This window comes from Vannielia sp., from assembly GCF_029212645.1.
Taxonomy (GTDB): Bacteria; Pseudomonadota; Alphaproteobacteria; order Rhodobacterales; family Rhodobacteraceae; genus Vannielia.
In genome coordinates this window covers 14,630-28,441 of record NZ_JARGND010000038.1, presented here as the reverse complement: position 1 = coordinate 28,441, position 13,812 = coordinate 14,630, and the positions used below count along the sequence as shown (strand labels likewise).

The following is a 13,812-nucleotide window of genomic DNA, read 5'->3' as shown; positions in this document are numbered from 1 at the left end:
GAGGCCGGGAAGCCATAGCCCATGGTGCCGAGGCCGCCCGAGGTCATCCAGCGGTGCGGTTCATCGAAGGTGAGGAACTGCGCGGCCCACATCTGGTGCTGGCCCACTTCGGTGGTGATGTAGCGATCGCGGCCCTTGGTCAGCTCTTCGAGGCGTTGCAGGGCGTGCTGCGGTTTGATCACCTTTTCGGAGGCGGTGTAGGTGAGGCAGCGCACCTCGCGCCATTTGGCGATGCTGTCCCACCAGGCGGCCAGCCCGGCTTTGTTGACCTTGCGGCCACGGCTTTTCCAGATGCGCAGAGCGTCTTCCAGCACATGGGCGACATCACCGATGATCGGGATATCGGCGTGGATCACCTTGTTGATCGAGCTTGGATCAATGTCGATATGGGCCTTGGTGCTATCGGGCGAGAAATCGGAGATGCGGCCGGTGATCCTGTCATCAAAGCGGGCGCCGACGCAGATCATCAGATCGCAGCCGTGCATCGCCATGTTGGCCTCGTAAAGCCCGTGCATCCCCAGCATCCCCAGCCATTCCTTGCCGGAGGCCGGGTAGGCGCCGAGGCCCATGAGGGTGGAGGTGATGGGAAAGCCGGTGGCTTCGACAAACTCGCGCAGCAGCTGGCTGGCGGCGACACCGGAATTGATGACCCCGCCGCCGGTATAGAACACCGGGCGCTCGGCCTCTTCCATCGCCTCGACCAGCGCCGTGATCATCTCGGCGTCGCCCTTCACGCGGGGCTGGTAGTGGGATTTCACCGAAGCCGGGGGCGTGTAGGTGCCGGAGGCAAACTGCACGTCCTTGGGCACATCAATCAGCACCGGGCCGGGGCGGCCGGAGGTGGCGACGTGGAACGCCTCGTGGATGGTGGCCGAGAGATCATCGGTGTCTTTCACCAGCCAGTTATGCTTGGTGCAGGGGCGGGTGATGCCCACGGTATCGGCCTCCTGAAAGGCATCGGAGCCGATCATGAAGGTCGGCACCTGCCCGGTGAGCACGATGATCGGGATAGAGTCCATCAGCGCATCGGTGATGCCGGTCACGGCATTGGTGGCACCGGGGCCGGAGGTGACGAGCACCACGCCGGGCTTGCCGGTGGAGCGCGCATAGCCCTCGGCGGCATGGGTGGCGGCCTGTTCGTGGCGCACCAGAATGTGCTTGATTTCGTTTTGCTGGAAGATCTCGTCATAGATCGGAAGGACAGCCCCGCCGGGGTAACCAAACACGACTTCCACACCCTGATCCTTCAGGGCCTGAACCACCATTTTCGCTCCGGTCATCTGACGTGCCATCGTTTCGTTCCTCTCATCTGGCGTCGTGCCTGGCATTTGCCACAAAAAAACCCCCGGTTAGACGGGGGCGCATGGGGAGTTGTTTGAGTTTCCGGTGCTTTACCGGCCCATGCGCCTTGTTCCTACAATTACAAGAAGAGTGTCCATCGGGGCCTCTCGGGGTTTCGCTTGCATGGGAAACTAAGCGGGTGAGGCGGGGGCGTCAACAGGCGAAATTTAGAAAATGTCGCGGGGGAGGGGTTTGGGGTAACTTTGTTGCGGCGGCCGGGGTGCGGGGGCGCAGGGGCGGTTGCAGGGAACAAAGGTGATCACGTTGCGTTGAGGCCCCAATGAGCGACCCGCCTGGCGAGCAGGCAGGAATCGCGACCACAGCATTGGAGGAAGCCCCCATGAATCGCATTATTTACATTGTCGGCCTTGTTGTCATCGTTCTGGCTATCCTGTCGTTCGTCGGCTTCCGGTAAAGAACTGGCCCTGCCCGCCGTGGTTTGACGAGGTCCTGTTGCGGCGGGCGAGGGGCGTTACGGGGCTGGGGTTGCTTTGATTTTGCGAGATCCGGGTCATCCTCAAAAGCGGACAACGTACCCGTTGGGGAATTGTTTCGACAGCGAATTGCCATCTTCGGCGCGCATGGACAGCTTTAATTTGGTTGTAGCTGCGGGTTTACCGGTTTCTTTACCTGTCGTCGCTACACATGACGGCGGATGGGGCAGGAATGCCCTCTTTTCATGCGCACATCCAGTCGCCGCGTGGGCAGTTACGAGTGGGAACCATGGCAGTTATTTTCGATCTTATTGAAGTCGGCGACATCAGTGAAAACACGACCTATTCCGAAGCGAACGGAAATCTATTGGGGGTTGTGGACAATGTAAGCTCCGTCGATCTCAATGATGGTGAATTCGACAGGTGGGACGACATCGTGATTGACGGTCTTTCCTATAACATCGACCAAATCCAGGAACCGTCCACCACCGGCAGTTTTACCCTTGGGGATGGAACCACACAGGACTTTGATCCCAAAATTCTTGAAGGCAATCTTGATGTGGTTTTCCTGACTGTCTCAAATGGCCCGGATGTCAGGCATTTCATCATCCCGAATGATAGTTATGGGGACATGGATGTGCAGTCGATCCAGACCGGCTACATCAACAATGTCGGGTTTTCGGATGCGGGCGTCATATCGACGACGAATAACGACATGAATGTGGTCTGTTTTGTGGCAGGCAGCATGATCAGCACCCCCGATGGCGATACAGCGGTGGAAGAGCTTGAGATTGGCGACCTCGTTGTGACCCGTGTTAATGGCCCCCAACCGGTGCGGGCGATCCTGGTGCGAGAGCCGGATTTCAGCACGGCACCGGAACGGTTGAAGCCAATCATGTTTAAGCGGGGTCGCTGGGGCCGCGCCGTCCAAACAGCAAACTGTGCGTAACGCCCCAGCACCGGATGCTGGTGAAGGATAGTTTGGGGCACTCCGTTCTGGTGCCCGCCAAGGCGCTGGCTCCCCGTCCGGGCGTTCGCGTGGCCCATGGGAAACGGCGTGTGACCTATATTCACCTCGTCTTTGAGAAACATGAGATTATTTACGCGAACGGCACCCCGACGGAGAGCTTTTTTCCGGGCCCCATGGCGATTGAGGCGATCCCCGAGCCGTGCCGGGCCGAAGTTCAAGAGATATTTGGTGATGGTATTGCAAGCGCCATTGAGGGCCACGGGCATCTCGCGGCCCCGATATTGCGTGTTCAGGAGGCACGGCGGCTCGCTTTGAACTTCACCTAGGACGGGCTTGTTGAGGGTGGGGTGAACTGGTGCGAAACCGCCAGGTGCCACAAGGAAGGCGGGGCGAATGCTGCCTCACCGGCCAGGACACCCCCACACCGCGACCATTCCCCGCCGCCCGGGCAGTAAGAAACGCTTGTGATCGCAGCCTCACGCATGGGCAGCGGTCGAGGCAGTGAAGTATGGAGGCTGGGTGGAGGTTTGGGTGGTCAAAATGGGCAGATTGACGCGCGAAAAGGGCCGGAAGGTGCGCAGAAGCAAGGTCAATCACGCCCAAATTCCAAAAAAACCGATGTTTGCCTAAAGTTTGCGCCCTCCGACGCGTTTCTTGGTATTTATCTGCCGGAGTTCTGCCGTTAGCTTGCGCGAACCATAAGGGAAGTGCCCGGCACGGGTCTGGGCATACTAACGGGAGGAATTCAATGGACCGTCGTTCTTTTTTGAAAACATCTGCTCTTGGAGGCGGTGCTGTTGCTGCCAGCACTCTGGCCGCTCCGGTCTACGCCCAAGGCAAGCGCACGCTGACCATGGTCACCACCTGGCCGCGCGGTCTTGCCGGTGTGTGGGACTCGGTTGAGCGGGTTGCCAACAACATCACCGAAGCCACCGATGGCCAGCTGACCGTTGAGCCGAAAGCCGCCGGCGAGCTGGTTGGCGCTCTGGAAAGCTTTGACGCTGTGGTTTCGGGCCAGGCCGACATGTACCACGGGGCCGATTATTATTGGGTTGGCCAGCATCCGGCATGGGCCTACTTCGCCACGGTTCCCTTTGGCATGACAGTGCCCGAGCTGATGACCTGGTACTACGGCCAGGACGGCAAGGCGCTGCACCACGAGCTTGGCGAAGTGTTTGGCGTTCGTGCCTTCATCGCAGGCCAGACCGGCGCCCAGGGTGGCGGCTGGTATCGCAAGGAAATCAAATCGGTTGATGACTTCAAGGGCCTCAAGTTCCGCATGCCGGGCCTTGGTGGTGAAGCGCTTTCGAAGCTTGGTGCCTCGGTGCAGGTGCTTCCGGGCGGAGAGATTTATCAGGCATTGTCGACCGGCGCGCTGGACGGCACCGAGTGGGTTGGCCCGTGGTCGGACGAGAAGCTCGGCCTTCAGGAGGTTTGCGATTACTACTACCCCGCCGGTTTCCACGAACCGGGCGCCGCGCTTTCGGTTGGCATGAACCTCGACGTGTTCAACTCGCTCACCGCGAGCCAGCAGAAGATCGTCGACATGTCCTGTGCCGATGGGCATCAGAGCAACTATGGCCAGTTCATCTCCAACAACGGCCCGACGCTTGATCGCCTGAAGGCGGGTGGCACCCAGGTCAAGGAGTTCTCCGAGGATGTGTGGGACGCCTTTGGCAAGGCGTCGATTGATCTGCTCAACGGCTACACCTCGGACGACATGTTCAAGAAGATCCATGAGAGCGCCCAGGCCTCCATGAAAGCCTCCTCGCGCTGGCTCTCGGCGACGGACAGCTTCTACGCTACACAGCGCAACCGCGTGCTGGAATCAATGTAAGCCGGTAAGGCTAAAGCAAAAAAGCTGCGCGCGTTCGCGCGCGCGCAGCCATTTCTCGTAGAGGGGGCAGGGCGTATGGTGGCAGCGCTCACATGGGTCATCACCGAAATCGGGATGGGCTTTTACAACATTTTCCATGCGCTGACGCATCCGATGAGCTGGCTGGACTGGTCAGACAAGGAAGCGTTGATGCGGTTCATCTACTACGGCGCGTCAAAGGAGCTTTTCTTCGCAGTTTTCGACATTTTCCTTGTTGTCACCGTGATCGGGCTGATTTTTCCGCGTTTCATGTGGGGCTGTGTCAGGGTGCTGGAGGGGTTTGCCAACACGGTTGGCCGCACGGCGGCCTGGATCGGCCTGCTGATGGTGTTCCAGCAGGTGATGATTGTTTTCCTGCAATCCATCTTTCGGGTGGGCGAGATCACCATTGCGCCTTTCGGCTTTGGCTTCACCCAATCGGTTGGCTGGTTCTCGGAAGAGCTCAAGCTTTATAACGCGATCATCGTGGCCCTTTGTGTGACCTATGCCTTTGTGCAGGGCTCGCATGTGCGGGTTGATCTGGTTTACGCGGTGGTGCGCCACCGGGTGAAAAAGGTGGTCGACATGTTCGGCGCGCTGTTTTTCATGGTGCCGGCGGCGGTGCTGACATGGCTCTATGCCTGGAATTTCCTGTGGCGGAGCCTGATTACACCAAAGGTTTCGGCCTCTGACACGCTCGACGGGTTGCTTCGCAAATCGAAGATCGTGAAGTGGAACGTGGAGACCATCGGGTTTTCACCGAATGGCTTTAACGGCTACTTCCTGTTCAAGGTCCTGATGGTTGCCTTCTGTGCGCTGGTGCTCTTGCAGGCGGTTGCCTTCTTTTACCGCTCCTACCGGGAGTTCGTGGAAGGACAAGAAAGCGAAAACAAATACCTCGACAAGGACACCCTTGGCGAAGGTGAAGAAGCCTATGAAGGCACGCTCTAGGGGTTTGGGTGGATGATTTTCGGACTAGACGGCATAGAAACCGGCCTTCTGATCGTGCTGTTGTGCCTGTTTGCGGGCATTCTTTCGGGGTTTCCGGTGGCCTTTGCGATTGGCGGGGCGGGGGTGATCTCGTTTGCGATCATCGCGCTGCTGGATGCGCAGGGGATGTTGATCCACCAGGCGATTGATACAAGCTCGGCGGCGTATAATGATATATTGAGCAGGGGCGTCCACAGGGACGATATATCGGTGTTCCGATACCCCGAACTCCCCAGGATAGAAGAGGCGCTTTTCCCCGGTGGCTGGGAGATGGCGATGAACCGGAACCTTTCGTTCATCGTGAACCGGATGAACGATCGCGTGTTTGCGGGCCAGTCGATCGAGACGCTGCTGGCGGTGCTGATGTTCGTGATGATGGGCATCGTGCTGGAGCGCTCGAAGATCGCCGAGGACCTGCTGACCACGATGGCGCGGGTGTTTGGCCCGCTGCCGGGTGGTTTGGCGGTGTCGGTTGTGGTGGTGGGCGCCTTCCTTGCGGCCTCGACCGGGATCGTGGGCGCGACGGTGGTGACGATGGGCCTTTTGAGCCTGCCGACCATGCTGCGCAGCGGCTACTCGCCCGAGCTTTCAACCGGGGTGATCGCGGCAAGTGGCACGCTGGGCCAGATCATTCCGCCTTCTATCGTGATCGTGCTGTTGGGCACGCTGGCCGGTGATCTTTACTCGACCGCGCAAGAGGCGCGCGCGCAAACGGCGGGCTGTTCAGACGCGTTGACGTTGCTGGGCAAGCCTGCGGTTGTGTCGGTTGGCACCCTGTTTCAGGCGGCGATGCTGCCCGGCGTGATGCTGGCGCTGCTCTATGCGCTTTATGCCTTTGGCTATGCTGTGGTGAACCCCAGCAAGGCGCCAGCGGTGCAGCTTGACGCTTCGGGCGGGGCTGTCATCACCCGGAGCGAGGGGATGACGTGGTTTGTGGCGCTGCCGGTTATTGCGATCGGCGCGGCGGTGATCTTTGGTCAGCTTGGTGTGGTCGGAAGCCAGACGCAGCAGCTTGTGGCGGGCGATGGGGTGGAAGACCGATCCTACCTGCGCACCAATGTTTCGGAGCAGTGCCAGGGCGCGATGATCGAACTGCATGGCCAAGAGAAGTGGGACGCATCAGTTGCGGCGGTGGCTGCGAAGGCTGAAGCCGTGGCGGCAGCTGAGGCCGCGCGGGCCGAGGCCGGCGACGACGAACAAGCGCCGCTTGTGGCCCCGGTGGCCGATGCGCCGCCCATTGGCACCGGCATCGCCACCATCGCGGTGATGTTTGCCGTGATGTTCTTTGTTGCGCGGGGCGTGGCCCCGGTGGCCTCGGCCACACCGCTGGCGATTGGCGGCGCGGGGATTGTGCTGCTGCTGTTGGTTGATCTGCTGTTCATCCGGTCCACAACCTCGGCCCTTGGCACGGTGGCCTGGATGGCGATTCCGGTTTTGGTGATGCTATGGGCCAGTCGCCATGCGGCGGCGCGGCTTGCGGCCAATGATCTGATCCGGGTGGTCTTTCCGCCGCTGGTTTTGATCGTGGCGGTGCTTGGCTCGATCCTTGGCGGCATCACCAATCCAACCCCCGCGGCGGCGCTTGGTGCGGCGGGGGCGCTGATGCTGGCGGCCTATCGCAAGCTTGGTGATGAGGGGCGCTCGCCCAAGGTGATCCTCGCGGCGACGTTTGCCACGGTGATCATGATCCTGGTCGGCATGAACTTTGATCTCAGGATCAACCAGCAGAACGTGTCGCTGGAAAGCTGGCTGGCCTTTGGCGTTGCCTTTATTGCCTACATGGTGGCGTTCTTCGGGCTGATCTATGCCGCCTATGTGCTGTGGCGCGGCGCGGTGCTGAGCCCGGTGGTGCGAGAGACCGCGAAAGTGACGAGCATGGTTTTCACCATCCTCATCGGCTCTCAGATCTTGAACCTTGTGGTCATCAGCTTTGGCGGCGAGCATTACATTCAGCAATTCCTCAAGAGCTTTGATTCAGAGATCAAGGTCTTCCTGATCGTGATGTTGGTGATGTTCATCCTCGGCTTCGTGCTCGATTTCCTGGAGATCATTTACATCGTGGTGCCCATCGTGGGGCCGGTGATTTACGGCGGCACGATGGACCCCAAGTGGGTGACGATCATGATCGCGGTGAACCTGCAAACCAGCTTCCTGACGCCGCCCTTTGGCTTTGCGCTGTTCTACCTGCGGGGCGTGGCCCCGGCGGGGGTGACGACGGGGCACATCTATCGCGGGGTCTTGCCGTTTGTGCTGATCCAGATGGTGGGGCTTGGGGTTTTGTGGTTCTTCCCCGGCATCGTTTCGATTGTGCCGAACCTGATCGGCAACTGATCGGCCAGTGTTTGGGCCGGGAATAAAAGGCAAACCCCCGCGCTGGAAACGGCGCGGGGGTTTTGCTTTTCAGGGGGGAGGTTGCTTAGAGGGCGGCAAGGTGGCTTGCGGCGGTTTCAGCCTTGAACGCAGCGGGCGGAGGTTTTTGTGGCTGGGTTGCCGATAGGGCGTGATTTCCCTGCACGGCCGTGCAGGAGGGGTGCTTTAGCGCCTGGGTTTGGCGGGCTGGCCATCGGGGAGGCGGATGCGGGCGACCTGCTCGGCGATGGGATCAACGTTGAGCGGGTGGATTTCGCTGGCGTGGTCTGCCGGGTTGCCCATGTTGATCCACGCGCCATTCTTGTAGATTTCGAGCGCGGAAAAGCGGGCCTTGTAGCCCATTTTCGGCGATCCGGGCACCCAGTAGCCAAGGTAGACATAGGGCAGACCGGCTTCGCGGGCGATTTCGATGTGATCGAGGATGATATGGGTGCCGAGCGAGTGCCGCTCCAGCTCTGGTTCAAAGAAGCTGTAAACAAGGCTCACCCCGTCGCCGAGCACATCGGTGAGGCACACGCCGACGAGGGTGTCATCCTCTCCCTCCGGCGCGACCGGCTCGTGATACTCGATGACGCGGCTTTTGACCGGGGTTTCCTCGATCATCGCGGCGAACTCGAAGATATCCATATCCGCCATGCCGCCATCGGCGTGGCGGTGATCGAGGTAGCGGCGAAACAGGGCGTATTGTGCTTCGGTCGCCCAGGGGGAATTGGCGCGGCGGATCAGGCGGCTGTTGCGGCGCGCGGCGCGGCGCTGGCTTTTGGTCGGGGCAAAATCGGCCACCCGGATGCGGGCGGACATGCAGGCATTACAATCGGCACAGGAGGGCCGGTAGAGCACGTTTTGCGAGCGGCGGAAGCCCTGCTGGGAGAGGCTGTCATTCAGCCGTTCGGCAGGCTCGCCGGAGAGCGCGGTGAACAGCTTTCGCTCCATGCGCCCTTCAAGGTAGGGGCAGGGTTGCGGAGCCGTCACATAGAACTGGGGCGCTATCGGAAGGGTGTGGCGCAAGGTGGTTTGATCGTGGTTTCCAAAAGGTTGAGCGGAAGGTAACAGCCGCATGACGTGCCGCCAACCCCCCCGAATAGAGCGAGGGTGGCGCATTGGGCGCTCAGGCGGGCAGGGCGCTGCGGTTCAGGGCCACGCTGCCAAGCAGCATGTCGCCCAGCGATTGCTTGCGCTCGGTGGTGAGCATCAGCACGATCGAGGCGATCTGGATCAGGAAGGTCGACATGGAGATCGAATAGACCAGCGTGTGCAGCACCGCCTCTCCCAGCCCAAAACGCTCGCCACGGTGGGTGCGGAATTCTACCGACATGAGGCGCATCCCCAGCGTGGCGGAGCCGTTGGCGATGGTGACGACGCGGTAGACGAAGGAGAGCACCAGCCAGAGCAGCGGGTAGAAAAACGCGGCGATGAACACCGTGAAGAGCACCACGATGGCGGAGACGATGAAGATCAGCGCCACGTCGATCAGCCAGGCAAAGAAGCGCTTGGCGGCGGTATCGGCGTAAAACTCGGGCCGCAGGGACGGGTCGGGCAGGGCGGAGGAGGGATCGCTATACATGGCTCATATCTGGGGGCGGGAGGGGAGAAAGGGAAGGGTGGCGGCGTGCAAAAAGCGCAAGATCGAGGCGTATGGGGGCAATGAAAGGCGCCCGCCGCGACGGCCAGGGGGAGACAGTGTGCGGCGGGCGCTCCGGGCGCGGGGGAGGGCGCCCAGAGTTGTGATGTGAGGATTAGCGCGGCTCGGTGAGCGCGGGCTCGTCGGTGCCCTCATCTTCGGCACTGTCACGCTTGGCGCCACCGCGGGCGGCTTCGGCGCGGTTTTCCATGAAGGCGTCGAACTCCTGTTTGTCTTTCGCGGCGCGCAGGCGCTCAAGGAAGCTTTCAAAGGCGTCTTGCTCGTCTTCGAGGCGGCGCAGGGTTTCGGCCTTGTAGGAATCAAACGCCGAGTTGCCGGAGCTGCGAAAGCCATGGCGGCGGTTGGTGTTGTGGTCAGCGTGGTGAGCGCGCCGGTGGGCGCATTTGCCGATAAACATGCGTTTGCTCCAGATCATATAGGCGAGAAGGGCGAGACCGATGGGCCAAAAAAGGACGAACCCCAGCACCATGGCTGCGATCCAGGCTCCCTTGCCGCGGTCGTCGAGCCAGCCTTCGGCGCGGGCAAAGAGGCCGGGGCGGTCACTTGCGCTCCGGTCGAGGCGGATGTCGGCGGTTGTCATGCGGGGTGTCTCCAGGGTTGTGACTTCAGGAATGTGAATGCGTTTCACATTATGAAAGATGGGGGGCTGGAGGCGGGCGATCAAGGGTTGATGTGAATGTTTTTTACATTTTTGCGGAAAGCATTGATTAGGTTAGCAAAATACTGGGCGCCTTGCGGCGCTCTCCCTTGATTAGGTGCCTCCGGCGGGGATATTTATGGAGCATTGAGAGGGGGATTGGCGTGGATTGGGGCGGTTAGGGTTGGTTGTTTGCGGTGAAATCGGTCGGGGTGGCCTGTGCCAGGCGGGCCAGATCAGCCGGGGGGATGGCGAAGACGTGGCGCGGGGTGCCGGCGGCGGCCCAGACGGTGGGGAAGGTGGTGAGGCGCGGATCGAGGAAGGCGTGGGGGGCGGTGAGGTGGCCGATGGGGGCGACACCGCCGATGGCGAAGCCGGTGATCTTGCGCACGGCGTTTCCATCGGCGCGGGTGAGCGGTTCGCCTGCGGCGGCAGAGGCAAGGGCCGGGTCCACCTGGTTGCCGCCAGCGGTGAGGAAGAGGTAGAGCGCGCCGGTTTCGGCCCCGGCAAAGACGATCGACTTGGCGATCTGGTCGATCTCGCAGCCCACGGCGGCGGCGGCCTCGGCAGCGGTGCGGGTGCTTTCGGCCATTTCCGTGACCTCATGGGGGAGGCCTGCGGCGTTGAGCGCGGCGATGACACGCTTGAGGGATTTTGACATGGGGGTGCTTTCTGCTTGCCGGTGGTGCCCATTAATACGCCTTCCGGCGGAAAGGGACCAGCCTGGGGCGGCGTAAGGGCGGCAGCCGTTGACCCGGCGGGGCGGGCGGGCGATGAAGTTGTTATGGATTTTGCAGCGAAGATCAGGCGGATGCCGCTGGCCGTGGATACGGCGCTGGGGCGCGAGGCGGCAGAGCGGTTTTCCGGGCCGGTGGGCGAGGTTGTGATGGGGGCGGCGGGATCGGCGCCCTACCTTGCGGGGTTGGTGAAACGCGAGGGCGATTGGCTGGAAGAGGCGCTGGTGGCGCCGGTTGAATCGGTGTTGCCGAGCCTCCTGACGCCGCTCACCCATGAGGGCGGGCCGGGCGAATTGGGGCCGGCGTTGCGGCAGGCCAAGCGGCGGGTTGCGCTTTATACCGCGCTGGCCGATCTGGCCGGGGTGTGGCCGCTGGAGGAGGTGACGGGGGCGTTGACGACGCTGGCCGATCAGGCGGTGCAGCACGCGTGGCGGGCCTGCCTTTTGGCCGAGGCGGCGCGGCGCAAGAGCGTGCTGGAGCCCGAGATAGTGGGGCCTGAGCTGTGCGGGATTTTCATCCTTGCGATGGGCAAGATGGGCGCGGCGGAGCTGAATTATTCCTCCGACATCGACCTGATTGTGCTGTTTGATCAGGACCGGCTCGGGGATTTGGACTTTCATGAGCTCCGCAGCAGCCTGATCAGGGCAACGCGGGCGGGCTCTGCGTTGCTGAATGACATCACCAGCGAGGGCTATGTTTTTCGCACCGATCTGAGGCTGCGGCCTGATCCGAGCGTGACGCCGGTGTGCCTTTCGATGGAGGCGGCGGAGCGGTATTACGAGAGCCTTGGGCGCACCTGGGAGCGGGCGGCGCATATCAAGGCGCGGGTTTGCGCGGGGGATTTTGCCGCCGGGGCGGGGTATCTGGAGGCGTTGCGGCCGTTTATCTGGCGCAAGCACCTCGATTTTGCCGCCATTCAGGATGCCCATGACATGCGCCTTGCGATCCGCGCCCACAAGGGGCTGCATGGCGCGGCGCTGGAGGGGCGGGATTTGAAGTTGGGGCGCGGGGGCATTCGGGAGATCGAGTTTTTCACCCAGACGCGGCAGATCATTGCGGGCGGGCGTGACCCGTTCTTGCGGGTGCGTGGCACGGTGGAGGGGTTGGAGCGGCTGGCTGAGCGCGGTTGGATTGGCACCGATGACGCGCGGCAGTTGGCCGAGGATTACCGGGCGCACCGCGAGCTTGAGCACCGCATCCAGATGGTGAATGACCAGCAAACCCATGCGCTGCCAAAGGATGCCGAGGGGATCGAGCGGGTGGCGCGGCTGGCGGGCTGGGGTGATACGGCGGCCTTCAGGGCTGATCTGCAAGAGCGGCTGGAGCGGGTTGAGGGGCTGGCCGAGGGGTTTTTTGCGCCCGGCAAGGTGGCAAAGAGTGCCGAGCCAGAGTGGGGCGAGGGCACACAGGCGATCATTGATCGCTGGAGCGGCTACCCGGCGCTGCGCTCGGACCGCGCGTCGGAGCTATTTGCCCGTATCCGCCCGGAGCTGATGGCGCAGTTGCAGCGCGCCACGCGCCCGGAAGAGGCGTTGGAAGCGTTTGACGGGTTTTTGAAGGGGTTGCCGGCGGGCGTGCAGATTTTCTCGCTGTTTGCCTCCAATCCGCAGCTTTTGAGGCTGATCGCCGATATCTGCGCGATTGCGCCGGAGCTGGCGGCCTATCTCAGCCGCAATGCCTCGGTTCTGGATGGGGTGATCGGGGGGGATTTCTTTGCCGATTGGCCGGGGCAGGCGGTGTTGCAGGACCAGTTGGCCGAGGCGATGGCGCGCGCACCGGATTACGAGGCGCGGCTGGATGCGGCGCGGCGTTGGGCGAAGGAATGGCACTTCCGCATCGGGGTGCATCTGCTGCGCGGCTTGAGCGATGCGGCAGAGGCGGGCGGGCAGTATGCCGAACTGGCCGAGGCGGTAGTGGGCGCGGTTTACCCGGTGGTGGTGGACGAATTGGCCGAACGCCATGGCCGCCCACCCGGGCTGGGCGCGGTGGCGCTGGGGATGGGCTCGCTTGGGGCGGGCTGGCTGAATGCGCGCTCCGATCTGGATGTGATCGTGATTTACGATGCCGCCGGGGTGGAGGAATCGGATGGTAAAAAGCCATTGGCGCCAGTGCCTTACTACGCGAGGCTCACCAAGGCGTTGATCACCGCGCTATCGGCCCCCACGGCCGAGGGGCGGCTATATGAGGTGGATATGCGGCTGCGGCCTAGTGGGCGGCAGGGGCCGGTGGCGACCGCGTTGAGCGGATTTGAAACCTATCAGCGCGAGCAGGCCTGGACATGGGAGCACTTGGCGTTGACGCGGGCGCGGGTGGTGGCCGGGAGCGGCGAGATTGGCCCCAAGGTGGAGGCGGTGCGCCAGGAGATCCTTGCGCTGGAGCGCGATCGCGGGGCGGTGCTGAAGGATCTGGCAGAGATGCGCCAGAGGATCTTTGACGCCAAGCGCGCCGATGGGGTGCTGGAGGCCAAGATCGGGCCGGGGCGGATGCAGGACATTGAACTTTTTGCGCAAGGGGCGGCCTTGGTGGCCGGATCGCCGGTGCGCGAGGTGGCCGGGCAATTGGCGGTGGCAGAGATCAGCGACGACGAACGCGCGACACTGCTTGAAACCTATCGGCTGATGCGAGCGGTGCAGGGCTGCTCGCGGTTGCTCACCGAGGGCGCGGTGGACATGGAGGCCTTGGGCGAGGGCGCGGTGGTGCTGTTCTTGCGCGAAACTGGCTGCGAGAGCACAGGCGCGTTGGTGGCCGAGATGGCAAGCGCGGCCGAGGCGGCGGCCAAGGTGATTGAAACGCACCTTCAGGGAGGGCATTATGGTGCAAATTCAGGAGGCTGAGA

Annotated in this window: 10 protein-coding genes and 1 pseudogene; 6 read left to right on the top strand and 5 right to left on the bottom strand. The window is 62.2% G+C overall.

From position 1 onward, the window contains the following. Positions 1–1,292, bottom strand: a 1,292-nt coding sequence (ilvB, locus tag P1U55_RS12180) for a biosynthetic-type acetolactate synthase large subunit (protein ID WP_301047889.1), incomplete at its 3' end; no start/stop codon positions are given. Between the two features lie 329 nt (positions 1,293–1,621). Here ilvB and P1U55_RS12175 point away from each other — a divergent pair. From P1U55_RS12175 to P1U55_RS12150, 5 genes and pseudogenes are all read left to right on the top strand, one after another. Beyond that, the gene (locus tag P1U55_RS12175; RefSeq protein WP_301047888.1) at positions 1,622–1,756 is read left to right on the top strand and encodes a hypothetical protein; all 135 of its coding nucleotides are present in this window, start codon (positions 1,622–1,624) and stop codon (positions 1,754–1,756) included. 230 nt (positions 1,757–1,986) lie between these two features. Then, positions 1,987–3,071 (top strand): annotated as a pseudogene (locus P1U55_RS15870) (Hint domain-containing protein). 422 nt (positions 3,072–3,493) lie between these two features. Continuing rightward, positions 3,494–4,582: a TRAP transporter substrate-binding protein gene (locus P1U55_RS12160; RefSeq protein WP_301047885.1), complete on the top strand. Its 1,089-nt coding sequence runs from the start codon at positions 3,494–3,496 to the stop codon at positions 4,580–4,582. A 75-nt stretch (positions 4,583–4,657) separates the two neighbouring features. Beyond that, the gene (locus tag P1U55_RS12155) at positions 4,658–5,551 is read left to right on the top strand and encodes a TRAP transporter small permease subunit (protein WP_301047884.1); all 894 of its coding nucleotides are present in this window, start codon (positions 4,658–4,660) and stop codon (positions 5,549–5,551) included. Positions 5,552–5,563: 12 nt separating this feature from the next. Next, positions 5,564–7,921 (top strand): TRAP transporter large permease subunit, encoded by a 2,358-nt coding sequence (locus P1U55_RS12150; RefSeq protein WP_301047883.1) that lies wholly within the window; start codon positions 5,564–5,566, stop codon positions 7,919–7,921. 204 nt (positions 7,922–8,125) lie between these two features. Here the strand turns inward: P1U55_RS12150 and P1U55_RS12145 are convergent, their stop codons facing one another. From P1U55_RS12145 to P1U55_RS12130, 4 genes are all read right to left on the bottom strand, one after another. Beyond that, a complete protein-coding gene (locus P1U55_RS12145; protein WP_301047882.1) occupies positions 8,126–8,968 on the bottom strand; it encodes an arginyltransferase in 843 nt (280 codons plus the stop codon). Between the two features lie 100 nt (positions 8,969–9,068). Continuing rightward, positions 9,069–9,524 (bottom strand): RDD family protein, encoded by a 456-nt coding sequence (locus P1U55_RS12140; protein WP_301047880.1) that lies wholly within the window; start codon positions 9,522–9,524, stop codon positions 9,069–9,071. A 172-nt stretch (positions 9,525–9,696) separates the two neighbouring features. Continuing rightward, positions 9,697–10,182: a DUF2852 domain-containing protein gene (locus P1U55_RS12135; protein WP_301047878.1), complete on the bottom strand. Its 486-nt coding sequence runs from the start codon at positions 10,180–10,182 to the stop codon at positions 9,697–9,699. A gap of 235 nt (positions 10,183–10,417) precedes the next feature. Continuing rightward, the gene (locus P1U55_RS12130) at positions 10,418–10,900 is read right to left on the bottom strand and encodes a YbaK/EbsC family protein (protein WP_301047877.1); all 483 of its coding nucleotides are present in this window, start codon (positions 10,898–10,900) and stop codon (positions 10,418–10,420) included. Positions 10,901–11,023: 123 nt separating this feature from the next. On the opposite strand from P1U55_RS12130, the gene P1U55_RS12125 reads away from it, so the two are divergent. Further along, positions 11,024–13,810 carry a glutamine-synthetase adenylyltransferase gene (locus P1U55_RS12125; protein ID WP_301047875.1) on the top strand — a complete coding sequence of 929 codons (2,787 nt, stop codon included), beginning with the start codon at positions 11,024–11,026 and terminating at the stop codon, positions 13,808–13,810. Positions 13,811–13,812 lie beyond the last annotated feature (2 nt).